Origin of the sequence: Paenibacillus peoriae, assembly GCF_022531965.1 — a bacterium.
GTDB lineage: Bacteria > Bacillota > Bacilli > Paenibacillales > Paenibacillaceae > Paenibacillus > Paenibacillus polymyxa_D.
In genome coordinates this window covers 2,453,319-2,478,649 of record NZ_CP092831.1, presented here as the reverse complement: position 1 = coordinate 2,478,649, position 25,331 = coordinate 2,453,319, and the positions used below count along the sequence as shown (strand labels likewise).

21 protein-coding genes are annotated in these 25,331 nt (G+C 47.3%); 6 read left to right on the top strand and 15 right to left on the bottom strand.

The window, feature by feature from the left end:
* Positions 1 to 315 precede the first annotated feature (315 nt).
* Positions 316 to 504 (top strand): hypothetical protein, encoded by a 189-nt coding sequence (locus tag MLD56_RS11340; RefSeq protein ID WP_019687137.1) that lies wholly within the window; start codon positions 316 to 318, stop codon positions 502 to 504.
* 155 nt (positions 505 to 659) lie between these two features.
* Here the strand turns inward: MLD56_RS11340 and MLD56_RS11335 are convergent, their stop codons facing one another.
* The 3 genes from MLD56_RS11335 to MLD56_RS11325 form a co-directional block, all read right to left on the bottom strand.
* Entirely contained in the window at positions 660 to 983 is a 324-nt protein-coding gene (locus tag MLD56_RS11335; protein ID WP_029518440.1) for an MGMT family protein, read from the bottom strand.
* Between the two features lie 115 nt (positions 984 to 1,098).
* Positions 1,099 to 2,259, bottom strand: coding sequence for a rhamnogalacturonan acetylesterase (locus tag MLD56_RS11330; RefSeq protein WP_029518441.1), 1,161 nt, complete (start codon positions 2,257 to 2,259; stop codon positions 1,099 to 1,101).
* A gap of 227 nt (positions 2,260 to 2,486) precedes the next feature.
* Positions 2,487 to 2,909 carry a hypothetical protein gene (locus MLD56_RS11325; RefSeq protein WP_029518442.1) on the bottom strand — a complete coding sequence of 141 codons (423 nt, stop codon included), beginning with the start codon at positions 2,907 to 2,909 and terminating at the stop codon, positions 2,487 to 2,489.
* A 168-nt stretch (positions 2,910 to 3,077) separates the two neighbouring features.
* Here MLD56_RS11325 and MLD56_RS11320 point away from each other — a divergent pair, with 168 nt between their 5' ends.
* From MLD56_RS11320 to MLD56_RS11305, 4 genes are all read left to right on the top strand, one after another.
* Complete coding sequence (locus MLD56_RS11320) at positions 3,078 to 3,503, top strand: CHRD domain-containing protein (protein ID WP_023988435.1); 426 nt, start codon at positions 3,078 to 3,080, stop codon at positions 3,501 to 3,503.
* A 223-nt stretch (positions 3,504 to 3,726) separates the two neighbouring features.
* The gene (locus MLD56_RS11315; protein ID WP_029518443.1) at positions 3,727 to 4,917 is read left to right on the top strand and encodes an acyltransferase; all 1,191 of its coding nucleotides are present in this window, start codon (positions 3,727 to 3,729) and stop codon (positions 4,915 to 4,917) included.
* 110 nt (positions 4,918 to 5,027) lie between these two features.
* Entirely contained in the window at positions 5,028 to 5,729 is a 702-nt protein-coding gene (locus tag MLD56_RS11310) for a response regulator transcription factor (RefSeq protein ID WP_029518444.1), read from the top strand.
* A gap of 15 nt (positions 5,730 to 5,744) precedes the next feature.
* Positions 5,745 to 6,851, top strand: coding sequence for a HAMP domain-containing sensor histidine kinase (locus tag MLD56_RS11305; protein ID WP_029518445.1), 1,107 nt, complete (start codon positions 5,745 to 5,747; stop codon positions 6,849 to 6,851).
* A gap of 12 nt (positions 6,852 to 6,863) precedes the next feature.
* Here the strand turns inward: MLD56_RS11305 and MLD56_RS11300 are convergent, their stop codons facing one another.
* The 10 genes from MLD56_RS11300 to MLD56_RS11255 all read right to left on the bottom strand — a co-directional run bounded on the left by MLD56_RS11300 (position 6,864) and on the right by MLD56_RS11255 (position 18,862).
* Entirely contained in the window at positions 6,864 to 7,619 is a 756-nt protein-coding gene (locus MLD56_RS11300) for a LutC/YkgG family protein (protein ID WP_029518446.1), read from the bottom strand.
* The gene (locus MLD56_RS11295; RefSeq protein WP_029518447.1) at positions 7,612 to 9,132 is read right to left on the bottom strand and encodes a LutB/LldF family L-lactate oxidation iron-sulfur protein; all 1,521 of its coding nucleotides are present in this window, start codon (positions 9,130 to 9,132) and stop codon (positions 7,612 to 7,614) included. Before MLD56_RS11295 ends, MLD56_RS11300 begins: the two co-directional genes overlap by 8 nt.
* A complete protein-coding gene (locus MLD56_RS11290) occupies positions 9,129 to 9,857 on the bottom strand; it encodes a (Fe-S)-binding protein (protein WP_029518448.1) in 729 nt (242 codons plus the stop codon). Before MLD56_RS11290 ends, MLD56_RS11295 begins: the two co-directional genes overlap by 4 nt.
* 252 nt (positions 9,858 to 10,109) lie before the next feature.
* Complete coding sequence (locus MLD56_RS11285; protein ID WP_029518449.1) at positions 10,110 to 10,868, bottom strand: DeoR/GlpR family DNA-binding transcription regulator; 759 nt, start codon at positions 10,866 to 10,868, stop codon at positions 10,110 to 10,112.
* 20 nt (positions 10,869 to 10,888) lie between these two features.
* Complete coding sequence (rhaB, locus tag MLD56_RS11280; protein ID WP_029518450.1) at positions 10,889 to 12,364, bottom strand: rhamnulokinase; 1,476 nt, start codon at positions 12,362 to 12,364, stop codon at positions 10,889 to 10,891.
* Positions 12,361 to 13,581, bottom strand: coding sequence for an L-rhamnose isomerase (gene rhaI / locus MLD56_RS11275; protein WP_029518451.1), 1,221 nt, complete (start codon positions 13,579 to 13,581; stop codon positions 12,361 to 12,363). Before rhaI ends, rhaB begins: the two co-directional genes overlap by 4 nt.
* 242 nt (positions 13,582 to 13,823) lie before the next feature.
* A complete protein-coding gene (locus tag MLD56_RS11270) occupies positions 13,824 to 15,893 on the bottom strand; it encodes a bifunctional rhamnulose-1-phosphate aldolase/short-chain dehydrogenase (RefSeq protein WP_029518452.1) in 2,070 nt (689 codons plus the stop codon).
* Between the two features lie 290 nt (positions 15,894 to 16,183).
* Complete coding sequence (locus tag MLD56_RS11265; RefSeq protein WP_029518453.1) at positions 16,184 to 16,825, bottom strand: acetyltransferase; 642 nt, start codon at positions 16,823 to 16,825, stop codon at positions 16,184 to 16,186.
* Positions 16,822 to 17,961, bottom strand: a complete 1,140-nt coding sequence (locus tag MLD56_RS11260) for a DegT/DnrJ/EryC1/StrS family aminotransferase (RefSeq protein ID WP_029518454.1) — start codon at positions 17,959 to 17,961, stop codon at positions 16,822 to 16,824. The genes MLD56_RS11265 and MLD56_RS11260 overlap by 4 nt, the downstream gene beginning before the upstream one ends.
* 34 nt (positions 17,962 to 17,995) lie before the next feature.
* Positions 17,996 to 18,862 carry a glycosyltransferase family 2 protein gene (locus MLD56_RS11255; RefSeq protein ID WP_029518455.1) on the bottom strand — a complete coding sequence of 289 codons (867 nt, stop codon included), beginning with the start codon at positions 18,860 to 18,862 and terminating at the stop codon, positions 17,996 to 17,998.
* Positions 18,863 to 19,098: 236 nt separating this feature from the next.
* Between MLD56_RS11255 and MLD56_RS11250 the strand changes: the two genes are divergently transcribed.
* The gene (locus MLD56_RS11250) at positions 19,099 to 20,628 is read left to right on the top strand and encodes a glycosyltransferase (RefSeq protein ID WP_029518456.1); all 1,530 of its coding nucleotides are present in this window, start codon (positions 19,099 to 19,101) and stop codon (positions 20,626 to 20,628) included.
* 130 nt (positions 20,629 to 20,758) lie between these two features.
* Here MLD56_RS11250 and MLD56_RS11245 read toward each other — a convergent pair whose 3' ends face one another.
* Positions 20,759 to 24,136: a BspA family leucine-rich repeat surface protein gene (locus MLD56_RS11245; RefSeq protein WP_241113504.1), complete on the bottom strand. Its 3,378-nt coding sequence runs from the start codon at positions 24,134 to 24,136 to the stop codon at positions 20,759 to 20,761.
* 513 nt (positions 24,137 to 24,649) lie between these two features.
* Positions 24,650 to 25,003, bottom strand: a complete 354-nt coding sequence (locus MLD56_RS11240) for a hypothetical protein (RefSeq protein WP_029519178.1) — start codon at positions 25,001 to 25,003, stop codon at positions 24,650 to 24,652.
* Positions 25,004 to 25,331 lie beyond the last annotated feature (328 nt).

Genomic DNA, 25,331 nt, shown 5'->3' with positions numbered 1-25,331 from the left:
TGAATCTCTCCCCTTTCGGTGCATTCTTCGAATCTTTTCCGTTTTTTTCGACATAAATTTCCACAAACTCTTGCATTCTAATTGTACTTTCAGGTTTGTGTTGGTACAAGGTGTCAATACAATACATTTTTGTAACCTTTACTTCCAGATTACTCGCTTTATACTACTTTTCGTCCAATCAGATATGGATTCAACCTATTTTTACCTTAACTTTACCTAATTTTCAGCTAATTTTAAGGAAACCAACAGCATCTATTAAGGTTTGGAACATATACTAGAGAAAGAATAACAGCCGCTCACTGGGAGGGTTAATAGATGATAAAAGAATCTCGTATGACAACCACTAACGAACCGTCTGATTTGTGGATGACCCGCTTTTTACGTGAATCAGATCAAAAAAAGAAACAACTCATCCGGGAAGCCCGGAAAAATAACGATATACCACTGATGAACAGCATTTCTTTTCACCTTGCCCAACGGGATCAGCAGCATCTTATCGGATAAAATGACAAATGAATCTTATGCTATAAATAACAGATTACCTCTAGTTATCTGCTTCGTATGCTAGATGAAAAAGACCGGGACAAATCGTTAATTGACTTGTCCCGGTTCTTTATGACGATCAAATTTAATATAAAACCGCATAGCTTGTTCCGCGCCTATTCTTCCATCTCTGCCTGCGGATCATAGAGATATTGATCCAGTGGAATGCGCCCGTTTTCATTAAACCGTATGCCTTCCTCCTCCAAATACAGACGCTGCAGGGATGCGGACTCATCCTCCTGCAAAGCAATCTCCCCCAAACGGTTGACTACTCTATGCCAAGGAAGCCGGTGTTTTTGGCTCAATGTATGCAAAATCCGCACCACCTGTCTGGCACCTCTTGGGCTTCCGGCCTCTGCCGCAATTTGACCGTAAGTCATTACTTTTCCCTCAGGGATCAACAGTATAATTTGAAGCACACGGGCAGTGAAAGGCTGCATGTTCTAATTCCTCCGTATTACTATTGCTTTTTCAATAATTATAGCACCCTGAACAGATGCTAAAAACCCCTGCTCCTACAAATGTAAGAAACAGGGGAAAACCCATCGTTAAAATTTAGAATCCGCTCAGACCCTGCCTTTTTAAATCCTGTGCTACCAATCGTGCCAGTTCCCTTGCACCTTCATAGTTTGGATGGAGTGTATCACCGTTCATGTACAAAGCCAGTGTAGCGACTTTACCAATAGAAGTAAAATAAGCGGAGCTAAGAACATTCAGGTCGACTAAAGGCGTTTGTTCCTCTTGAGCCAGCGCCAAAATAGCACTTCTATACCATCTATTTTCTGCGTTGTGTACATTGTTAGCATTAAAGTCAGTGGCTCGTCCTTGCGGAGTTGACAGGATTACCGTCGCCCCCTTAGCCTTCGCCTGCCGGATCATATCCCGCATCCAGTCCTTAAACTCTGCTTCGCTTTCGTTATGCTTTGGATTGGTGTCATTAATGCCCAATTGGAGAATAAAATAATCCCCCGGCTTAATATATTGGACGATGGCCTCCAACTGACCGTCCTGATGGAAGCCTCTAGCAATTTGGCCTCCTGACGCCATATTGCGAATTTGAAAAGTATTCGTGTTCACAAACTCTGGCAGCAGTTGACCCCATCCCGCCTGCACGCTGCTATCCAGCGGATAATAGTTACATACCGTAGAATCCCCACCGATATAAATTGTTCGATTCGTAACCGGATTGCTAGATAATTGCCTGATTTCCATTGCACTGAGTGTGAAGACCGCCCCCTCTTTGCCTTCAGTAACCAGCAGATTTAGTTGTCCGTCTGTTACTGGAATTTGAAAGCGATCCTTGGCCCCATTCCCTGTCATATTTATGACCTGATACACCCCTTCAGCTGCAATACTCGAACGAGAGGTATCTCCTAAAGTAACCGACACCTCATACAAACCAGGAGGAAGATCAACATCAAAAGTATTCTCGCTTTTCGTACCTGTAACCAGGAAACGTACCGCATCACTTGCCACTCCAGTCCCCGAAGCACTGACATTACGCATATTCTCAGGGGTACGAAAGCCATAGCCACGTGCTAAGTCATAAGACAGCGAAGCGCTCACTCCGGTATAACCCGTTTCGACCGTACCTCCGCCAAAATCAAACTTGTACTCGCCAGCGGATGCCTGGGCCGGGAGAGCTATGCCCACACCTGTTGCACCACATAAAAAAGCTGCTAAAAGCATATGAGTCAATCCTTTTTTCCACACCATTCTTCATTCCTCCTCCAGATTTTTAATTGTACGAAGCAATGGATATTTACTGTAAGCGCATACATAAAATTCTACCCATTGTTGCAGGGTTATGCCTGTGTAATTCTTATGCAAAAGAAAAGTAGTTTAATCGTTAAGCTTGAAACTTGTCTTGTACACAAAAAAGCTTCGCAGTTACATCTGCGAAGCCTCATGAAGCGATATTTCGTCATATCAAAATTACTACATTAATCCGCAACCAAAATTCCGTCAAAGCTCTCTGGACCTACACGTATTGTACCCAGCAGGTTAGCTGAAACAAAAGCAGTGTACACCAATTGTTCCGTAATCGGCGGGTTAAAGTCATCGGCTGAGAATGCAATAACCTGTGGAGCCAACAAACTCAAACTAAAAGTTGACGTGGCCGAATAAACAACAGGGTCAGTAACCAGGGTACCTCTTACAATAGTGATCGTTATTCCGACTAAAGCAAGCGGAAGTTGAAGCGATATAGTTCCTTTAAGCAAAACCCGTGGCGTACCTGTAGCTCCCAGTGTGTTTAACCCGATCTGCCCGAACAATTGAGGCGTATTTATAAGAGTGATCGGAATGGCAATAGAGTTGGCTGTCGAAGCATTTTGGGATGTTCTCCCATCAATAAATGTTCCCATGGTTTCTCCTCCTCTCTCTATCAGATACTCATAGACTATGAAAAAGTTTGTTTTGTGCTTGGACTGAATAACTTGTAAAACACACAACTTCTGATGAATAGGCTAATGTGCAGCCCCTTCTCTAGCCCTGTGAATACACTAAACCAACACTGAGAAAGGAGGGATGTCATGTCTAATAAGTTTAGAGCCACCTTAAGGGGGGCTAATGAAGTGCCTCCTGTCAGAACAAATGCGACAGGAACAGCCGAATTTCGTTACCGTCCAACGAGCCAACAATTAAGCTTTGAACTGACTGTACGCAATATCTCACGGGTAACCGAAGCGCATATTCATCTGGGACGAAGAGGTGAAAATGGCCCTGTTGTTGCTACACTGTTTGGTCCTTCGAAGTTTGGAATAACCGTTAGAAGAGGCGTCGTTAGCGGCGTGCTCCGTGCATGTGATCTTACCGGTCCACTCAGAGGCAGAACCATTTATGATTTGGTGTGCCAAATTAGAGAGGGTAATGCCTACGTCAATGTCCACACGATCCGTCATCCGAATGGTGCTATTCGTGGACAAATTAGACGCGCACCTATCAAACGTTGCAAATAACGAATAATCATGAGTATAAAAAAGAACTTCCATACCACTCATTTTGAGGCTATGGAAGTTCTTTTCTTAATTCAGGATTTTTGCAAAATCCTCAATTCTTAACAAAAGTTAAGAAGTTCATAAGCGTTTCTTAAGCCGTTCCCTTTAGGGTTGTTAAGAACTTTATCTTTTAATAGAAAGAGTTCAACAAGATACAGTTCACTCCTGAAAGGAAATGAAGCTTATGAAGCCTACGACCAAAGAAAAAATTCCCGAATTGCAGTTGGTCAGAGCCATGGCGATTTTAGCCGTCTTGATGGTACATGCCACTTCTTATGCAACGGTTCAGCTTACAAATTCCAGCCTATATGTTGTATACAATGCGCTCAATGTGTTGATGAAGTATGGAACCCCCGTATTTATCGCGCTTAGCAGCATGGTACTGTTCTACAACTACAAGGATCGTCCAATGGGACGACAGTTCTTAAGTCGCTTTTATAAGCAGAGATTGCTGTATATTCTCTTACCTTACGTCATGTTCTCCCTATTTTATTTCTTCCTGTCTCTTATGGCTAGCAGCTCCGAACCATGGAATATAGCCACACTTGCGAAAAGCTTTGCTCTGAAGCTGGCGACAGGCAAAGCGTATACCCATTTATATTATATTTTTATCATGATACAATTCTATCTTGCATTTCCATTCGTACTGTGGCTGTTCCAGCGATATCGGCAACTTCCACAATGGTCTATTGTCCTTGGGCTGTTGCTACAGTGGTCATTTGTAATTGGCAATAAATTTCTATTTCAGGTGCAAAATAAGGGCAGTTGGGCACTGTCTTATGTAGCCTGTTACATGCTGGGTGCTGCTCTAGGTTATTACTACCCACAGCTGAAAACGTGGTTTCTGATGCGTAAGGGGCAACGAAGTGTTGCCGGAGTGCTGACATGGATCACAATTTGGGCTTTATGGCTGATTTCAGCCACCATGCATGTCTATATGTGGTGCGAAAATAGAATGTACGGAATCTCGTATAATTCGCTAGTTTTCGAACTTATGTATAATATGTACAGCCTGTCTAGCACGCTGGTAATACTACAGATTTCCTTTTTAATGTATAGACGACAACATTCCTTTGTCACTCGCAAGCTGGAACGTCTGGGCACACTGTCTTTTGGTGTGTATCTGATTCATCCGTTTTTCCTGCTTCTGTATCGGCAGTTTTCACCACATATCGGTTCTCCGCAGCTTATTCATGTGTGGTACGCTGGAGGTTTTTTCTTTGCACTTCTTTGCTCTTGGCTCGTCGTGTCTACCATCTCCCGTTTCCTACCATTTGCTTGGATCCTGTTCGGTCAACTACCGGGAATAGAAAAAAGACAATTCAAGCAAGAAAACCGTATTTCTTCAACTGAAACAGCACTATCCAAAGGCTGACGTCCCCAAGCAAGCGAACTGAGAAGAGTGTCCATAGCCTCCATCTTTAAAAAAGTATATAATACGCCATATTGTATACTGCTGGAAAGAACAGAAAGGGTGCACGGGCCATGCATAACGGAACCATTTTATTAGTAGACGATGAGCCTGAAATTATTAAGCTGATGCAAATTTATTTGGAAAATGAAGGATATCGACTGCTTATGGCACGAGACGGACTGGAAGCTCTGGAGCAAATCAGTCGGGAATCGATAGATGTGATGGTGCTTGATGTGATGATGCCCAATATGGACGGGGTTGAAGCTTGCATGAAGATCAGGGAAACCGAGCATTTTCCGATTATTATGTTGTCTGCGAAGGGACAAGATATGGACAAAATCACAGGACTCAGCGTTGGGGCCGATGATTACGTCACTAAGCCGTTCAGCCCGTTGGAACTGGTGGCACGCATTAAATCCCAGCTGCGTAGAGTACGGAAATATACCCATTCCTCCCCTGTATCGGAGCATGAAATGATACTGGATGAACTCTCCATTAATTCTGCTACGCATGAGGTCACTCTCGCCGGAGAATCCATTAAGCTGACCCCACGAGAATTTGCCATTGTCGAGCTGTTGGCCCGTAATCGTGGTCAAGTGCTGAGCATGGAGCAGATCTATGAAAAAGTGTGGAAGGAGCAATATCTGGAATCCAACAACACGCTGATGGTTCATGTGCGTAAAATTCGCGAGAAAATTGAGGCTGATCCGAGAAAACCCAAATATCTAAAAACGGTGTGGGGCATCGGCTACAAAATGGAAAAATTCGATTAATGGAGGATTCACGTCTTGAAGGCAAAACGATATGATACGTTGGGATGGAAGCTGGCAGCCCTTAGCCTTGCCGCTTTCGCTCTAACCGGACTGATTTTGATGGTGTCTTATTATGGAGCATCTTTGCTACTATGGCTGAATCCTTCCCGTTCATTTTTTGGCACCCGTCTGGTTCGCTGGACCGTAAATCACATTGGGTCCCCACTGATCATGCTGGTAGGCGGGCTACCTACATATATTTATTTCTTTTTCCTTTTTACCAAAAATACGATTGGTTACCTTCGCGAAATTACGACGGGGATGCAAGAGTTTGCTGACGGAGAGCTGTCCTATACGATTCCTGTTTCTTCAGCGGACGAGCTGGGTACCTTGGCGAAAAATATGAACACCATGGCGGACAAGCTCCGTCTCTTGCTGGAAGAAGAACGGGCTTCTGCCAAGGCCAAAAACGACCTGATCACTGGCGTATCCCATGATCTTCGTACCCCGCTAACATCCGTGATCGGTTTTTTGGAATATATTGAAACCGACCGCTATCGGGATGAAATTGAGCTGCGCTATTATGTGAACATTGCTTATGAAAAGTCATTGACGCTTAAGAAGCTGATCGACGAGCTGTTTGAATACACGCGTGTGAGCGGTGGCAGCCTGCCACTGGAGCTGGAGCCTGTAGATCTCGGCAAATTGCTCACTCAGCTTGCTGAGGAATTTGTACCCTCTCTGGAACAGGCAGACATGTCCTACCGTGTCCGAATCGTCGAGCCTGTTCGGATTCTAGCCGATACCGACGAGATGGTACGCCTGTATGAAAATTTGTTTTCCAACGCTATTCGATACGGAAAAGACGGCAAACGCCTTGATATCACCATAGGACGCGAAGACGACGAGGCGGTGGTAATCTGCACCAACTACGGCACCCCAATTCCTGCGGAAGATGTCCCGTACTTGTTTGAACGGTTTTACCGGGTGGACAAATCACGTTCCAAGGAAACTGGAGGCACCGGGCTGGGCCTTGCGATTACAAAAAGTATTACCGAGCTGCACAATGGCCGCATTTCGGTTAGGAGTAATCGCAGACAAACAGATTTTGAAACCCGTTTTCCCCTCTATCATGCTCGTTAGGCGGTCTACACGCTAGCCCACTAACAACGTATAGACGATACCTGGCCCGTGTACACCGATCGTCAAATCATTTTCAATATCCGACGAGCGGCTTGGTCCAGTAATAAAATGAATGCCTGCAGGCAGTTGCTCACGCCCGACTTCGTCAAAGCGGCTTAGAATCTCGCCCAGTCGTGTTCGTAAGCGCTCTACTGGCAGAAGAATGATCAGTGCGGTTGGCAAAAGGCTGACCGCACGGCCTTTCTCCGGCGAGGATAGCACCGCTACCGAGCCGGTGTAAGCAGCCGCTTCGTCGGCGATGACGATGCCGATATCCGCCTCAGCGGCGCGGGCCTTCCAATCCTCGACTGGATCGGTGTTCCACACCGATAAACGGACTTGCGGCAGTGCCGATTCCAGCTGGAGCGCATCCAGGTCCGGCTCATTCTGCCGGACGATATAGGCCGCTCCCAGCTCTCGCGCTTTGCACGCGATCCAGTCTGCGGTCTGCTCCAAATTCGGCAGACGCACGACATGCCCGCCAACACTTGTAAAGTTAGCAGTGAACTCCTCGATGCGCCGCTCCGCGCTCCAATCGAATTCGTACCAAAATGCAGGTGCCCCGCGAAACGGCTGAACTGGCGGCTCCGTCTGTCGTGGACGCTTGAGCCGCGTCGCGATGCCGTCCATAAAGCGTACCTGCTTGGCACGGGATTCTTCTTCCATTTGATGAAGCCACGCTTCATGGGCCGCTTTTGCTTGCGCAGAAGGATTACTATGCTCACTCATGCTGCGTCCCTCCTTTACTTCTATCTGCCAAAATCTTCTCCATTCGGCTGAGAACATCCGGCTGCATCACGTTGCGTTCCTGCTCCAGCTTATGCTCCAGCGTGTTCCATTGCTGACGGAAGGATTTTTTCGCCAGAGAGGGAGCCACACGGTACGTATTCCAGCCTTTTAACGGGCCCAGCTTCAAGGTAATTTCACCTTTACGGACGATCGCTTTCTGGGCGATCTGCCCTAGCCGAATCGCCACTGCGAATCGCTTCGAGTTGGAAACTACGGTCGCAAAACCTTTCATCCCTGCCGTTTCCAGCTTATCTCCTTGTCCCGCCTCCACCTTGCGTCTGCGCAAATATACCAGCATATCATGCAGCGGTATTTTGACCGGACAGGCTTCATAGCACGCACCACACAGACTGGACGCACTCGCAATATCGTTCCACTCTTCGATGTTGCTATGAAGGGCAGGCGTAAGCACCGCACCGATAGGGCCACTATATGTCCCGCCATACGCGTGCCCGCCAATGTGTCGGTACACCGGACAGGCATTCAGGCAAGCACCACAGCGAATGCAATTCAGCAACTCTTGAAACTCGGGATTGCCCAGCTGTAGTGAACGTCCGTTATCTACGATGATGATGTGCATTTCGTCAGGCCCATCGGCATCTTGGCTGCGCCGAGGGCCTGAAATACCAGACATATACATGGTCAGCTTCTGCCCCGTAGCGGATCGTGGCAATAATGTAGCCATCACCTCCAAATCCGTCCAGGATGGAATAATCCGCTCCATGCCCATCAGCGTAATTTGGGTTTTGGGCAGAGTGGATACCATCCGTGCGTTCCCTTCATTTTCAAACAGGACCATGGAGCCTGTCTCGGCGATGGCGAAATTACAGCCCGTCATGCCAATATCCGCTTCTAGAAACTTCTCACGCAGCTTTTTGCGGACAAAGCCCGCCAAAATCGTCGTATCCGCGGACAGTTTCTCACCTGCTTCTTGGGATAACAGTTCGGCAATCTGAAAGCGGTTTTTGTGAATCGCCGGAATGACGATATGAGACGGGGGCTCTCCTGCCAGTTGAATAATATATTCACCGAGGTCACTTTCAATCGTCTCGATATCCGCACCCTCCAGCGCCTGATTCAAATGTAACTCCTCCGACACCATCGACTTGGATTTGACGACGGAACGGGCTTGGCTATGTGCAGCAATATCCAGGGTAATACGTACGGCATCGGCTGCTGTATCGGCAAAATGGATATGCACCCCGTTGGCACGGGCATTTTCTACAAATAGATTTAAGTAATAGTCCAGATGGGCAATGGTATGCAGACGAATTTGACGGCCCCGTTCACGCCATTCTTCCCAATTTCCGTGTTGCTCTGAAGCCACCTGCTTTCCGTTACGCAAACGCTCTGTAGTGAAACGAACTGCATTCCGCAGAAAATCATCATTTAGGGCCAGCTCTGCACGTTTTTTGACCTTTTGGTTCATGGAATGTGTGTGTACGACGGTCATGCGTGCTTCACCCCTTCGTACAGCAGCTCAGCCAGATGCATGACCCGAACTGGCTCCTCCCGATACCGAAGATTTCCGGCAATGTTCATCAAGCAGGCCATATCTAGTCCGACCAGTACCTCGGCTTCGGTCTCCCTGATATGGTCCACTTTTTCAGTCACCATCGCTCCCGAAATATCTGGCATTTTCACCGCGAAAGTCCCGCCAAAGCCACAGCAGTCCTCAGCAAAGGGAAGTGGTACTAATTGCAGCCCCTTTACACTGCCAAGCATCTTCATCGGTTCCTCCTTCACGCCGAGCAAACGTGTGCCATGGCAAGACGGATGATAGGTTACTGTATGCGGAAAAGACGCGCCCACATCGGTCACGCCAAGCACCTGTACCATAAATTGCGTAAACTCATACGTCTTTTGTTCCAGCCTCCGTGCTGAATCGAGCCATTCGGGCTCATCCTTAAACAACTCCGGGTAATGATGAATCATATATGTACAGGAACCGGAAGGAGATACGACAAAATCGCTGTCGTTAAACGCTTTCAGAATTGTTTTGGCAGCAACCCTCGTTTCATCCCAATAGCCGCTGTTATAGGACGGCTGTCCGCAGCATGTCTGTACCTTCGGAAAATCCAGCTGAACACCATATCTGGAAAGCAAGCATGCCATCGCTTCCCCCACCTTGGGATAAATCGCATCACTCAGGCAAGTAATAAATAAAGATACCTTCATACGGAACACCCCTTACGTCTATGGAATAGCTATTACTTTATAGAGGATACCAGCGGATCGGTTCATTTGAATCTGGAGAAGCGTCAGCGTTTGCCTAAAAGCTTTCCAAAGGAAAGCTCTCTACGTAAGCATAAGCTTGCAGTGGGATTCTCACCTAAACGTGTTTTACATCATCAAAGAATCCCACTGCAACAGCGAGCGTAAGAGCAAATGAAACGCGGAGCGACACTCTCCACCTCGACATTTTTAAATTCACACAACCGTAACTGGAATAGCCTGCTCCGCAAGTTGACTGCGAATCGGATCCGACAACCTCGAATCCGTAATAATCTCGGATACCTGCGACAGGTTCACGACATGCGTAAACGCCTGTTGCCCAAATTTGCTCGCATCGGCCAGTAAAATCACACGGTCTGCAATGCTGACCATTTTCTGCTTCAAACGAGCTTGCAGTTCATTCGATTCACTAATACCGCGATCCAGATGAACCCCCTGGCTGGAGAAAAACAATTTATCCACATAATAGGTTTCCAGGGAACGCTCTGCGAGCGGGCCTACAAATGACAGCGAGCGTTGAAGCAACTGCCCCCCCGTCGAAATGACCTCGATTTTTTCCTTACCCGCCAGCTCTGTAGCTACCCGAATCGAATTCGTTAATATCGTCAAAGGAATATCCGGTAAACTTGAGGCCATATACCAGGCGGTTGTGCTGGCATCCAGCAAAATACGATCATTCGGCTGAATCTGCTTAACCGCTTCTTCGGCAATTCTGCGCTTTTCCTCTGCGTTCATAATTTCCCGTACCGCATAGGGCGTTTCAGGCTGCTCGTTTTTGACACTTACCGCTCCCCCATGCGAACGGCGCAGTCGTCCCGCCTGCTCCAGACGGTCCAGATCACGACGAATCGTTTCCTCCGTTACTTTGCACAACTCACTCAATTCGGACACTCGTATGCTTCCTTTTTCATTCACGAGCTGCACAATCATCTCATATCTTTCTGCGACCAGCATGGCAATCTCACTCCACATCTTTAATGTACAAAAAGTCCCGCTACCCGCCGGAATTGCCCATAGGCATCCTCCCACGCTTCTGATTCGGCAGGCTCATATTCCTCCACGGAAATAGAATTCGCGATGACCCAGCGGGCTTCCCATATATCGGCGAACTTTCCCTGTGTCATCCATTGTACCGCAAGATTGCCGATTGCGCTCGCTTCTGCAGGTCCCGCCCACACTGGTTTTTGAATCGAATTGGCCGTCCATTGGCACAACAAGCGATTTTGAATCCCTCCTCCGACCATATGTAAACCATTAAACCGTTGTCCTGACACCTGTTCTGTAAGCTCCAAAATGTAACGGTACTTTAACGCCAGACTCTCCAAAATACAACGCGTGATTTCTCCCGGCGTCTCGGGCAATGGCTGTCGGGTATTGCGGCAATATTGGCGAATTCGTGTTCTCATATCCCCGGCGTGCAGAAATAGTTCATCGTCCGGATCAATCAAAGAAGTGAATGCTGGAGCCTGTTCTGCCATATGAACCAGTTCAGGGAAGGAATAGGAGTACCCCTGCCGTTCCCACTCCCTACGCGCCTCCTGTAAAATCCATAAGCCCATGATGTTTTTAAGCAGCCTGTAAGTTCGACTGACCCCACCTTCGTTCGTAAAATTAAAACGAAGCGTATCGTCATTGATTACAGGCTGTGCCGTTTCCGTTCCCATCAGGGACCATGTTCCACAGCTCAAGTACGCAAACGAGCGCTCCAGCGCAGGCACGGCAGCCACAGCAGATCCCGTATCGTGCTCTGCTACTGCAATCACAGGAATCGCTCCAATGCCCAAATCGTTCATAACCGACGAGCGGATCGTTCCTGCAACATTTCCTGGCTCCAGCACCTCACCAAACCAGGAATGAGGAATGTTGATTCCAGACAAAAGCTCATCATCCCATTTTTGCTGCAACGGATTATATAATTGCGTGCTGGTCACATTGGAAAACTCATTGTACATTTCACCTGTCAGAAAATACCGTAGCAGATCTGGAATCATCAAGAAATGCTTTGCCTGCTCCAGCAACGGTGAACTCGCATTTCGCATAGCAGCCAGCTGATAAATGGTATTAAACGTCAAAAACTGAATGCCTGTGCGCTGGAAAATAAACTCTTTTCCCAGCCGTTCCTGTACTTCTTCCATTACCCCATGGGTGTGCCAATCCCGATAATGATAAGGGTTGCCCAGCAATTCTCCAGTTTCTCCGATCAGTCCAAAATCGACCGCCCAGGAGTCAATCGCTAGACTGGATGGATTCACTCCCCTATGCTTGGCTTTGATCAATCCTTGCTGAACCTCGTGATACAGACGCAACAGATCCCAGTGCAGATGTTCCCCAACCTTGACCGGATCATTCGAAAAGCGATGGATTTCCTCCACCACTATACGTGAATCCGTCAATTCTCCGAGTAGAACCCTGCCACTGCTTGCCCCCAAATCATAAGCGAGGATACTCACCAGCTTGCACCACCCTTGCCTCTTTGCAAAATCTGCGTGCCATACTCAGACGCTAAGTAAGCTTTCATCGGGTCTGCTGGTAAGCCTTGCTCTTCACGGATCGCTCTGAGCAATGGTGCCACATCAAACTCAAACGCTTGTCGCACAGCATCCTCTGCACCCAGCACATTCTGGCGGCTCGATGCTTCCTCCACTTCTGCATGATTAATTAGGAGCGCTTTCGCATATTGAGTCTGCACATTCAGCACCGAACGAATCATCGCCGGAATTTTTTGCTCAATATTGTGCGACTGATCGATCAAATAAGCAATTTTGTCCACCGTATGCCGAATATCTTTATCCACATCCTGAGCCGCATTTAAAATTTGATAAAAAATCAAGAACAGTTCATACGGATTCGCGGAGCCCACGATCAGATCATCATCCGCATATTTGTAGCTATTAAAATGAAAACCACCTAATCGCTTCTCATCAATTAGAAACGCCACAATATGCTCCACGTTGGCTCCCGGCAGATGATGCCCAGTATCCACCAGCACCTGTGCCTGCGGCCCCAGCTTGGTTGCGTAATTATACGCCATGCCCCAATCGGCAATATCCGTATGATAAAAGGCTGGCTCGAACGCCTTGTATTCAATCAGCATGCGCATGTCAGATGTGAGCGCCTTATACATTTCACTGAGCGCTTCCAGCATCCAATTTTTCCGTTTGCGAATGTCCCCCTGACCGGGATAATTCGTTCCGTCTGCGAACCATAAGCTAAAGTCGTTCGTGCCCGTTTCCTTCGCAATATCTACGCATTCTAGCAAATGGTTGATGGCCTTGCGGCGGATGGCCGGGTCTACATTGGTGACACTGCCGAGCATGTAGTCCTCGTCTTGAAACAGATTAGGATTCACGGCCCCAATCCGCAGACCGAGGCTTTCCGCATGACTGCGAAGCTTGCCGTAATTGTCTACTTTATCCCACGGAATGTGAATGGCAACGGATGGACATAAGCCTGTCACGGCATGAACCTGCGCCGCATCCTCTAACTTTTCGAACGGATCACGCGGCACGCCCGTTTTCTGAAAGACTTTAAATCGTGTACCTGAGTCGCCATATCCCCAGGATGGTGTTTCTATGCTAAGCGCTTTCAGCTTTGCCTTTACTCGCTCCAGGTCAATGCCTCGTTGTTGCTGTTGTTCCTCGAATAAGGCGTACGCTTTGTCACTCATCATGGTTCCTCCTTGGAAAAATGAAGTGAGTTATGGGAGATCGCTTCGCGTGCGGATTGTTCTTCCGATCGCTCCGCTGCTGACCACCCATAAAGTCACTTCTATTTTTAAAGTGTTAGTGTGTGTATAACATGTGGCTTGGATTAGTGAAATAGATTAGTACATTAAATTAGTTCGTTATAATCCTAAGTGTTGAGCCGTTGAAATGAGTCTATCGCTTACCCAGGTTCATTTTAATTCGGCTAGCGTGTAAAGGCAGCGGGGACGCCGCCGTCGATGGTCAGCATACAACCTGTCGTTTTCTCTGCCTTGGATGAGGCGAAAAAGGCAATGCCCTCAGCGATATCCTGCGGGTAAATATTGACCAGCAGCGTCGTCCGTTTGCGGTAATGCTCCTCCAGCTGGTCGGGCTCAATGCCGTAGGCAGTGGCGCGTTCATTACGCCAGTTGGAGTTCCAGATTGCCGAGCCTTGCAGAATGGCATCCGGCAAAATGGTGTTCACACGGATACCATATTCACCACCTTCTGCGGCAATACAACGGGCTAAGTGCGCTTCAAGCGCCTTGACCGAGCTGTAGGCCGTTACATTTTTACCTGCGTAGACCGAGTTTTTGGAGCCGACGAACACCATGCTGCCGCCAAGTGTCTGCTCCTTCATGAGCTTGAACGCTTCTCGTGCAACCAGAAAATAACCCGTTCCCAGCACATTCACATTTAAATTCCATTCCTTTAACGATGTTTCATCGAACGGACTGGATGTAGCAAGGCCTGCATTGTTGACGATGATATCTACACCGCCATAGGTCAATGCCGTTTCTGCATAGGCAGCCTGAATTTGCTCCTCCTGCGTCACATCCATTTTTACGGCAATGGCACAGTTTTCTCCGTAGCTACTATTGATCTCTGCGGCTACCTTTTGCGCGCCTTCCAGATTCAGGTCTGCCAGTACGACATGTGCGCCTTCATCCACCAAACGACGTGCGGTTGCACTGCCAATTCCGCCTGCACCACCTGTAATGAACGCAATTTTACGGGAAAATTCAACTTCTGCTGGCGCAAGTGACAGCTTATAAAGCTCCAGCGGCCAATATTCCACGTTATATGACTCGTTCTCACTGAGTGAAACAAACTCTCCTAACGTCGTTGCCCCTCGCATAACAGCAATAGCCCGATGGTACAGAGCACCGCTTACCTGCGCATTGCTCCAGCTTTTACCTGTGTTGATCATACCAACACCCGGAACCAAAATTACACGTGGCGCAGCCTCAAACATAACATCCCCTTCAAGCCGATTGCGCTCGAAATAAGCTTGATACTGCTCCTTATAAGCTGCTATACCCTCGGCAAGCTTAACTTTCAAGCCCTCTACATCCTCCACATCCGGTGTCCAATCTACATAGAGTGGCTTCATCTTGGTATGGACCAGATGATCCGGGCACGCAGCCCCGACCTGGGATAAAGCAGCAGAATCCCGGCCGTTCACAAACTCCAACACATCTTCTGCATCATCAAAGGTTAAAATCATCTTTTTCTCATCACTGACCGCTCCCCGAATCGACGGCATAACTTGAGATGCAATGCTACGGCGTCCTTCATAAGTAAGCGCTTTATATTTTGTTCCTCCAAACGCCTGCTTTTCCTCTTGACGGGCTTTAATATAGCTTTCTGCTTCTTGGATGATATCGATCGTTTTGGCATAAGCCGCTTCGGATGTGTCTCCCCACGTAACCAGACCATGCTTTTCCATCAATACCAATTCAGCTTGTGGATGATCGAGTACACCTTGGGCAATCATTTTCGACAGCTTAAATCCAGGACGGATATAAGGCACCCATACAAAACTGTCACCGAAAATTTCCTTAGCGATTTCCTTGCCGTTGTGCGCACAGCACAAGCTAATAATCGCGTCCGGGTGTGTATGATCGACATGTCTAAAAGGCAGAAAAGCATGCAATAGCGTCTCAATTGAAGCCCGTGGATGCTTGGCATCTATCATACAGTTCGCCAAATATGCGACCATATCCTCGTCAGACATATCTTCTCTTTCAAATAAAGGACGAATATCCTCCATACGAAGCCCTGTGAAGTTATGCGCTTTCATTGTTGCAAGATCTGAACCGCTGCCCTTGACGTACATCACTTCCACTTCACGTCCGCGGAAATCCTGTATCGTTGTTTTGGCCGAAGTATTGCCGCCTCCCCAGTTGCACACACTCCTATCTGTGCCAATCAGGTTAGAACGGTATACGAGCTGTTCCAGCGTGTTTTTTTGCTCAGATGCTTGTGAAGAATTCCACAGACTTTGTACCATAGGAAAAAGACCTCCAAGTTTAGTTTTAGTTTTGAAAGGCTTTATTACAGTGGTTATTCTTTATTTATGGAGACTATAACACTTTTGTTTTGATTTGAAAATAAGCAATACAAAAATAATCAAAAATAAATTTTAATTTTTATCCATCTGTAAAATGTGTACATTAATCAAAAGCCGCGCCGGGATCAGGTTATGAGAACCTTTTCCGGCACGGCCTTTTGGTAGGTAAATCACTTCATTGCCAAGCATATTACTACAAATCGAATACGCTCCGTCCAAAGAAAGACTACTCAGGGAATATCAAGTCGTTTTTTAACGACTGCTGGTACCCCTGCAGCCATGGTAAAGCTGGGTATATCATCTTTAACAAAGGCACCTCCACCTATCATAGACCAACAACCAATGTGACATCTCTCCCGTACCGAGACACCGACGCCGATATAGGCCCCCTCATCTATGGTTACGTTACCTGCCAAATTCACACCAGGGGCTATGGTTATATAATCGCCAATAACCGCATCATGACTCACGTTAACACTCCGATTGATAATCACATGCTGTCCGATCTTAATATTGTCCGACAGGACAGCCCCTTCAAAGATCATACTTCCCTCTCCAATGGTGTTTCTTCGAGACAAACGAACACGCGGATGTATTAGCGGGGCTGCGATACGAAATCCCGATTGAATTGTATGATAAGCGAATCGTTTCTTTAATGCTGGGTCACCCACTCCCGCACATATCAGTTCCACCTCATATTTTAACGCTTTAATGTCGGTCAACGTCCCCAGTACAGGAATCCCATTTACGATCTGCCCTTTCGTCTCAGGCCGTTCGTCTAAGAATCCTATCACTCGAACTCCTAACTCTTCACATAACCAGTTAATTTCCCTGGCATGTCCGCCCGATCCCCAAATCACGAGTTTCCTCATCTGGCTGTCTCTCTTCCCAAGCTTCTTAGAACATTTACAATTCTTCGAACGATAATCTCATCCAGTTCCTCCCACAAGGGCAGGCTGACAATATGTTTGGTAATATGCTCGGTAACATGAAGAGTAGACCGGGGATAACTTTGGAACTGCTTCTGCTGATGGCACGCCGGAGAAAAATAGGTTCTGGCTTCTATTGAATTAGAGGCTAATAACTTAACGACCTCTTGATTCGTGTGTGAATCCGGACTAAGAATAGGGATAAATTGATGGACAACCGATCCTTGTGTTTTTTGTACAGACCATCCTCGTTCTAATAAGTCTGCTTGGAGCAGTTCTTGAAGATAATATTCGTAGATCGTCCTTCTATTCTCCCGTACAGTTTTGAAGTGATCGAGAGTAGCTAAAGCGATAGCAGCGGTATACTCGGATATCTTACTGTTAAGACCTTGGGTGACAGACTCCCTGCTGCTGGAGAAACCGAAATTCCCCGCCTGACGAATTCGCTTAATGAGATCCTGGTCCAAACTGTATACCAATCCACCCTCTCCGATACCAAAAGATTTGGTGGCATGAAAGCTGAATACTACGGCCCCTCCAAAGCCTTTACCAAAATGGGTGGCTTCCTCGGGAGATATAGTCCCAAAACTGGCAGCAGCATCAATGACTACCGGAATTCCTTGCTCCTGCAGCTTATTGTATACAGACAAATCAATGGCTGTACCGAAAGTGGCATAAGGAACGATTACCGCAATCTCATCTCCCAGCAGCTTGACTGCCTGCTCTAACTGCTCCCTATTCATTTGCCAATTCTCCGGTTCAATGTCAAGGAAATAGGGTTCTAACCCGCACCACTCAGCAGCAAGTGGGGTGGCAGCAAAAGTAAAACTTGGCATAACTGCATATTTGCCCTGTGGTCGCTTGCTGTGAGCGATAGCCAAAATCAAGCCGATGGTAGCGTTACTAACAGTCACAGCCGAACCGATTCCATTAAACACTTGCGCAATGACCCGCTCTTCAAACAGGTTATTTAAGGGGCCATAATTGGAGTAAATTCGCGTCTCTTCTATTTTCTCAAAATTAGCAATAAATCGTTCCTTTTTTACTAAACTAGGTCGTAAGAAGGGAATTTCAAACATAAGCCAAGCCTCCTTTGCACATGGGATGAGCAAGTTAGGATTCCAATGTTTTTAATATCATTTCAATTCGCTTGATATCTGCAACAAATTGTGGACGGCCTTTTATACGTTCATGATAAGAATGAAGTGCAGTTTTAAACAAATCGTTGGTATCAAGAAATCCATCATCTCTCGAGGCAATCATAATATCTAACCATTCCGTGAACGCATTTTGACCAAGCGTTTGATTATTTTGATTGGGATGTATTCGAAAATAGCTTAGCGCTTCAGGAATATAAACTGCTTTTCCTTTGGATAGTAAGTTCAACCAGGAAGCTAAATCATTAAGAAGAGAATACTGTTTCCCTTTATAAACTCCAAACCGTTCGATAAGATCTGTTTTTTTGAAAAACACTGTTGTAGGTTCACCAATCACATTTAAACAACGAGTTAATGCAACGTTTGCCAACATTCTTCCGTCCATTATCCTTGTTTCTTCGTATAACTTTTCCGTTGCATAGAGCGGTGGGAGAATAGCCCCTAATTCATTCATGGTTTGCCGATACGAGGTAACCAGTGTGATGTTTTCAAAATTTTCAAAAAAATAGAGCATCCTTGCTATTTTTTCTTTATGAAACATATCGTCATCCATCAAGTAATTGATATATTCACCTGATGCCAAATCAAAACATTTATGCCAATTTCCAAGAAAAAGATTTTTATCATTTTTATAATATTTAACTTGGGGAAAAGAATCTAAATAAGAATCAATCATTTCTTGTACTTCATTCGTTGTACTGTCATCACAGATAATAATTTCGATGTTCGGGTAAGTTTGTTCCAATACACTGTCGATGGCGATTTTTAGTGTATGCGGCCGGTTATATGCAGGTATAACTACACTTACTAATGGGCATTCCACACTTACTCCACCTTTCTTTAATGCTTCGGTGTTTACGACGGAGGTTTCAAACGGTTTATTCGCTATGTTCATATGGGCTGGTATTTTTCTCACATCCCCGAACACATACACATACATATATACTACTGGGAAATAAAATGATGCCAGGAAAATGGTTGTTTCAATAAAAACAATAGCTTACGTCTGAACGGCACCTCCCTCTCGTTGATGTTCGAAACTGGTAAAGGGGAATGATCATGTCATTGAATTTCACTCCGCTACTGACAACTCATTTATTTGTATCGAAGAAGGTTTTAAAGGATCATGTAAAAGAATTGATAGATAGATTGGAAGAAAATAACATTACAATAAACTTGTATGAGGCTGATCAGCCACTTATAGACAATAGCCTCCAAAAACCTCGGGTTTACGTCTCGATCGGAGAAGAGTGGGGAGAATTTTCAGCACTAAAAGCATTGCCTGGTCACGAAAAAAAACGCTGGTTACACTTCCAATCACCTGACGAAATTCAACCTATGCATTTATTTTTCTGCTGGCTTAAGGCAACAGATCCTCTTCCGGAGAATAGAACGATTCCTCCTACACATTTTTCTTCAAACACACCTTTAATATCCGTCTTTACTGCCAGCTACAGATCAAAGGAAAAAATTCAACGACCTTATCAATCTTTATTGAAGCAGACCTACAAGAACTGGGAATGGGTAATCGTGGATGATTCCGGTGATGAAGATGAAACGTACAAGGAGTATTTACTCCCTTTAGAGGATCACCGTGTGCGGAGATATCGCCAGGATTCCCGCAATGGTTATATAGGGGCTATCAAAAGGTTTGCAGCAGGTCTATGTACAGGGGAAATTTTGGTAGAAGTCGATCATGATGATGAGCTAACTCCTGACTGCCTGGAGAAAATCGTCAAAGCATTTCAACAAAACCCTGACTGTGGCTTTGTTTATGGGGATTGTGCTGAAGTGTATGCAGGGAGCAATCATGCACATTGGTATGGCTGGGATTGTGGCTTTGGCTACAGTGTTCATTATCGAGTCTGGCTGCATGAAATGAACAGATGGCAAAATGTACAAAAACATACGACCATTAATGGCAAAACCATTCGACATTTGGTCGGTTTACCCAATCATCCCCGTGCGTGGACAAGGGACTGTTATCATCTGATCGGGGGACATCGCAATGAACTACTGGTTGCAGATGATTACGATATGCTGGTCCGGACGTTTCTTTGCACTAAATTTGCAAACATCCCCGATTTGATATATATCCAATATCGTAACGAACATGGGAATAACACTACATTCCTAAGAAATAAGCAGATTCAGGTTCATGTAGGGGAACTAAATAGATGCTATTTTCAAAGGATACAAATGAGACTGAAAGAACTCGATTTACCACAGCAATTGCCTTATCGTCGTATATGGGAGACTTCTACGGATGATCCTGCCCGGAAATCTGCTCACGTTATTCAAGAAGATACTTCTAAATTCTCGATATTGTTCCCTATCCCCCATTCCTGTCCTGAAATAGAGCACACCCAATTAATTAAAACGCTCCAAAAGGGCATTGAAAACAACTTTAGGGAGATCGAAATTGTGGTTGTAGGTCGAATTCCATCAGAAATCGAAACCTATGCCTCCAAAGCTCCCAGGGGAGCCATACGATGGTGGCCTATGGAGCCAAATGATTCATTAGAAACTTGTATTCAATATGGAAAATTTATTGCGTCCTGCAAAGAGAAAGTGGTTGTGTTGCCGTAAATTACAACAAGGCTGATTAGAATATTAGCCAACAATTATTTTCCAATACCTTTGTCGAAGTCTCTCTGAATCATTTCCATGAGACTTCGACAAAGGTTTTTTTTGTTACAGCAGGACTGCAAACATGAACTTAAGACAAAAAAAGGACCCAAAAGTTATAAATAACTTTTGAGTCCTCTAAATATACCTTGACCTTAAGCTGGTCCTTGGTCACCTTGCGGTCCTTGAACACCCTGAGGGCCTTGGTCGCCTTGCACGCCTTGAACTCCTTGAGGTCCTTGGTCGCCTTGTACGCCTTGAACTCCCTGAGGGCCTTGGTCGCCTTGCGGTCCTTGAACACCCTGAGGGCCTTGGTCACCTTGCACGCCTTGAACTCCTTGAGGTCCTTGGTCGCCTTGGACGCCTTGAGGTCCTTGGTCGCCTTGTACGCCCTGAGGTCCTTGATCGCCTTGAACACCCTGAGGTCCTTGATCGCCTTGGACTCCTTGAGGGCCTTGATCGCCTTGGACTCCTTGAGGGCCTTGATCGCCTTGAACTCCTTGAGGGCCTTGAACACCCTGAGGTCCTTGATCGCCTTGGACTCCTTGAGGTCCTTGGTCTCCTTGTACGCCTTGAACTCCTTGAGGTCCTTGGTCACCTTGCACGCCTTGAACTCCTTGAGGTCCTTGGTCACCTTGTGGTCCTTGAGGTCCTTGGTCGCCTTGCACGCCTTGAACACCCTGAGGTCCTTGGTCGCCTTGGGCTCCTTGAACACCCTGAGGTCCTTGGTCACCTTGGACGCCTTGAACACCTTGAGGTCCTTGGTCGCCTTGCACGCCTTGAACGCCTTGAGGTCCTTGGTCACCTTGGGCTCCCTGAACACCCTGAGGTCCTTGGTCGCCCTGAACACCCTGAGGTCCTTGGTCGCCTTGTACGCCTTGAACTCCCTGAGGTCCTTGGTCACCTTGTACGCCCTGAACACCCTGAGGTCCTTGGTCACCTTGTACGCCCTGAGGTCCTTGGTCGCCTTGAACTCCTTGAACACCCTGTGGTCCTTGGTCGCCTTGAACACCTTGAACTCCTTGAGGTCCTTGATCGCCTTGGACTCCTTGAGGTCCTTGGTCGCCTTGCACGCCTTGAACTCCTTGAGGTCCTTGATCGCCTTGGACTCCTTGAGGTCCTTGGTCACCTTGGACGCCTTGAACTCCTTGAGGTCCTTGGTCGCCTTGTACGCCCTGAACACCCTGAGGTCCTTGGTCGCCTTGCACGCCTTGAACTCCTTGAGGTCCTTGGTCGCCTTGGGTTCCCTGAACACCCTGAGGTCCTTGGTCGCCTTGGGCTCCTTGAACACCCTGAGGGCCTTGGTCGCCTTGGACGCCCTGAACACCCTGAGGTCCTTGGTCACCTTGTACGCCTTGAACTCCTTGAGGTCCTTGGTCACCTTGCACGCCTTGAACTCCTTGAGGTCCTTGGTCACCTTGTGGTCCTTGAGGTCCTTGGTCGCCTTGCACGCCTTGAACACCCTGAGGTCCTTGGTCGCCTTGGGCTCCTTGAACACCCTGAGGTCCTTGGTCACCTTGGACGCCTTGAACACCTTGAGGTCCTTGGTCGCCTTGCACGCCTTGAACGCCTTGAGGTCCTTGGTCACCTTGGACTCCCTGAACACCCTGAGGTCCTTGGTCACCTTGAACGCCCTGAACACCCTGAGGTCCTTGGTCGCCTTGTACGCCTTGAACTCCCTGAGGTCCTTGGTCACCTTGTACGCCCTGAACACCCTGAGGTCCTTGGTCACCTTGTACGCCCTGAGGTCCTTGGTCGCCTTGAACTCCTTGAACACCCTGTGGTCCTTGGTCGCCTTGAACACCTTGAACTCCTTGAGGTCCTTGATCGCCTTGGACTCCTTGAGGTCCTTGGTCGCCTTGCACGCCTTGAACTCCTTGAGGTCCTTGATCGCCTTGGACTCCTTGAGGTCCTTGGTCACCTTGGACGCCTTGAACTCCTTGAGGTCCTTGGTCGCCTTGTACGCCCTGAACACCCTGAGGGCCTTGGTCGCCTTGCACGCCTTGAACTCCTTGAGGTCCTTGGTCGCCTTGGGTTCCCTGAACACCCTGAGGTCCTTGGTCGCCTTGGGCTCCTTGAACACCCTGAGGTCCTTGGTCGCCTTGCACGCCTTGAACTCCTTGAGGTCCTTGGTCGCCTTGGGCTCCCTGAACACCCTGAGGTCCTTGGTCACCTTGAACGCCCTGAACACCCTGAGGTCCTTGGTCGCCTTGCACGCCTTGAACTCCTTGAGGTCCTTGGTCTCCTTGTGGTCCTTGAACTCCTTGAGGTCCTTGGTCGCCTTGCACGCCTTGAACACCCTGAGGTCCTTGGTCGCCTTGGACTCCTTGAGGTCCTTGATCACCTTGGGCTCCTTGAACTCCTTGAGGTCCTTGATCGCCTTGGGCTCCTTGAACTCCTTGAGGTCCTTGGTCGCCTTGGACTCCTTGAACTCCCTGAGGTCCTTGGTCGCCTTGAACGCCCTGAGGTCCTTGGTCGCCTTGGACGCCCTGAGGTCCTTGATCACCTTGTACGCCTTGAACGCCCTGAGGTCCTTGAGGTCCTTGGTCACCTTGCACGCCTTGAACGCCTTGAGGTCCTTGGTCACCTTGTGGTCCTTGAGGTCCTTGGTCGCCTTGCACGCCTTGAACACCCTGAGGTCCTTGGTCGCCTTGGGCTCCTTGAACACCCTGAGGTCCTTGGTCACCTTGGACGCCTTGAACACCTTGAGGTCCTTGGTCGCCTTGCACGCCTTGAACGCCTTGAGGTCCTTGGTCACCTTGGGCTCCCTGAACACCCTGAGGTCCTTGGTCGCCTTGAACTCCCTGAGGTCCTTGGTCGCCCTGAACACCCTGAGGTCCTTGGTCGCCTTGTACGCCCTGAACACCCTGAGGTCCTTGATCGCCTTGGACTCCTTGAGGTCCTTGAACTCCTTGAGGTCCTTGAACTCCTTGAGGTCCTTGTTCGCCTTGGACGCCTTGAACACCCTGAGGTCCTTGGTCACCTTGTACGCCCTGAACACCCTGAGGTCCTTGGTCGCCTTGGACTCCTTGAACACCCTGAGGTCCTTGGTCGCCTTGGACTCCTTGAGGTCCTTGATCACCTTGGGCTCCTTGAACTCCTTGAGGTCCTTGATCGCCTTGGGCTCCTTGAACTCCTTGAGGTCCTTGGTCGCCTTGGACTCCTTGAACTCCCTGTGGTCCTTGGTCGCCTTGAACGCCCTGAGGTCCTTGGTCGCCTTGGACGCCCTGAGGTCCTTGGTCGCCTTGAACTCCTTGAACACCCTGTGGTCCTTGGTCGCCTTGAACACCTTGAACTCCTTGAGGTCCTTGATCGCCTTGGACTCCTTGAGGTCCTTGGTCTCCTTGTGGTCCTTGAACTCCTTGAGGTCCTTGGTCACCTTGCACGCCTTGAACGCCTTGAGGTCCTTGGTCACCTTGGGCTCCCTGAACACCCTGAGGTCCTTGGTCGCCTTGGGCTCCCTGAACACCCTGAGGTCCTTGGACGCCTTGATCGGTTCCTAAAAGTTCATCAGATACTAACCGATGCGCAGGTACTAATTGCCCCAATGCATCTTTACCCCAAACAGAAATTTGAGTTTCATTCACTGCTGGTCCGCTTGTGGTAAACACGAATTCAAATGCGTCTAAATTTGCAAAGAAATTCCTAGTTATAACCGCATTTGGTCCCACTACAACTAGTTGTTGTACATATACTGTTCTACTGCCGTTTAAAATAAAACCCTCGATCAAAACAGTAGAAGAATTTACAGAATCTCGGTTATCTATTTTTACTGTGACCAGTTGGGTGGGTCTGACTCCTAGAACAGGATCGTTTGCAATGGGTCCAGTAGATAATACTGCCATTTAGATATTCCCTCCTTTCTAGTAAAAGCAAGCTTTTCTTGTAAACAATGAGGTCTTTCTCAAGATCATGTTCCCTCTATTTTATTTCTAAAACATGTGATATGATTGTGGCTTTACCTCTGTGCATTTGTTGAGTTTTAAGACTCTAACTGCTCATCCGCAACAATACGCTGAGCACCAATGATTGTACCACTCCCGTTTTTTCCCCAAACAGAAATATCAGTACTTTCTTCTGCCAAACCGCTTGTGGTAAAAACGAATTCATATGCGTCGAAGTTCGCTAGATAATTTCTCGTAACAACTGCATTGGGGGCTAAAGCTATTTGTTCTAGTACATGTAATGTTCGTAAACCATTTAAAATGAATCCCTGAATTAATATTGTTGAAGAATTGACTAAGTCACGGTTTACCATTTTAACAGTGACCTGTTGGATCGGCCTGACCCCACCAACAGGACTGTTCTCAATAGGACCAGTTGTTAATATTGCCATTAAGTTAACGCCTCCTTTACTGGTTATTAACAATAACTCCATGCAATCAAGTAAAATACTAGGACGAAAATAGAAAAGGAACCTGGAGTTCCCATGTATTATATTAATAATTTGTTAGATATGATTGTTTGTTTACCCATTAAAAAACAAGATATTATTTATTCTGTCATTCGGTCCGATCGAGCCTCAAACTACTCGTTGTTCTCAAGTTTTGGAAATCTCCTAATTCTCTCTCAAGGAAAGGAAATGAAAGATTTGCCCCTTCCTATATCATTCCAAACCATAAAAAAAGCACCCTAAGAGAAAGGGGTGCCCTCATCCTTGTTAC

Bases quoted from the DNA above. Each gene is read 5' to 3' on its own strand.
- MLD56_RS11340 (WP_019687137.1), top strand. From the start codon at position 316: ATGATAAAAGAATCTCGTATGACAACCACTAACGAACCGTCTGATTTG.
- MLD56_RS11335 (WP_029518440.1), bottom strand. From the start codon at position 983: ATGCAGCCTTTCACTGCCCGTGTGCTTCAAATTATACTGTTGATCCCT.
- MLD56_RS11330 (WP_029518441.1), bottom strand. From the start codon at position 2,259: ATGGTGTGGAAAAAAGGATTGACTCATATGCTTTTAGCAGCTTTTTTA.
- MLD56_RS11325 (WP_029518442.1), bottom strand. From the start codon at position 2,909: ATGGGAACATTTATTGATGGGAGAACATCCCAAAATGCTTCGACAGCC.
- MLD56_RS11320 (WP_023988435.1), top strand. From the start codon at position 3,078: ATGTCTAATAAGTTTAGAGCCACCTTAAGGGGGGCTAATGAAGTGCCT.
- MLD56_RS11315 (WP_029518443.1), top strand. From the start codon at position 3,727: ATGAAGCCTACGACCAAAGAAAAAATTCCCGAATTGCAGTTGGTCAGA.
- MLD56_RS11310 (WP_029518444.1), top strand. From the start codon at position 5,028: ATGCATAACGGAACCATTTTATTAGTAGACGATGAGCCTGAAATTATT.
- MLD56_RS11300 (WP_029518446.1), bottom strand. From the start codon at position 7,619: ATGAGTGAGCATAGTAATCCTTCTGCGCAAGCAAAAGCGGCCCATGAA.
- MLD56_RS11295 (WP_029518447.1), bottom strand. From the start codon at position 9,132: ATGACCGTCGTACACACACATTCCATGAACCAAAAGGTCAAAAAACGT.
- MLD56_RS11290 (WP_029518448.1), bottom strand. From the start codon at position 9,857: ATGAAGGTATCTTTATTTATTACTTGCCTGAGTGATGCGATTTATCCC.
- MLD56_RS11285 (WP_029518449.1), bottom strand. From the start codon at position 10,868: ATGCTGGTCGCAGAAAGATATGAGATGATTGTGCAGCTCGTGAATGAA.
- rhaI (WP_029518451.1), bottom strand. From the start codon at position 13,581: ATGAGTGACAAAGCGTACGCCTTATTCGAGGAACAACAGCAACAACGA.
- MLD56_RS11270 (WP_029518452.1), bottom strand. From the start codon at position 15,893: ATGGTACAAAGTCTGTGGAATTCTTCACAAGCATCTGAGCAAAAAAAC.
- MLD56_RS11265 (WP_029518453.1), bottom strand. From the start codon at position 16,825: ATGAGGAAACTCGTGATTTGGGGATCGGGCGGACATGCCAGGGAAATT.
- MLD56_RS11260 (WP_029518454.1), bottom strand. From the start codon at position 17,961: ATGTTTGAAATTCCCTTCTTACGACCTAGTTTAGTAAAAAAGGAACGA.
- MLD56_RS11250 (WP_029518456.1), top strand. From the start codon at position 19,099: ATGTCATTGAATTTCACTCCGCTACTGACAACTCATTTATTTGTATCG.
- MLD56_RS11240 (WP_029519178.1), bottom strand. From the start codon at position 25,003: ATGGCAATATTAACAACTGGTCCTATTGAGAACAGTCCTGTTGGTGGG.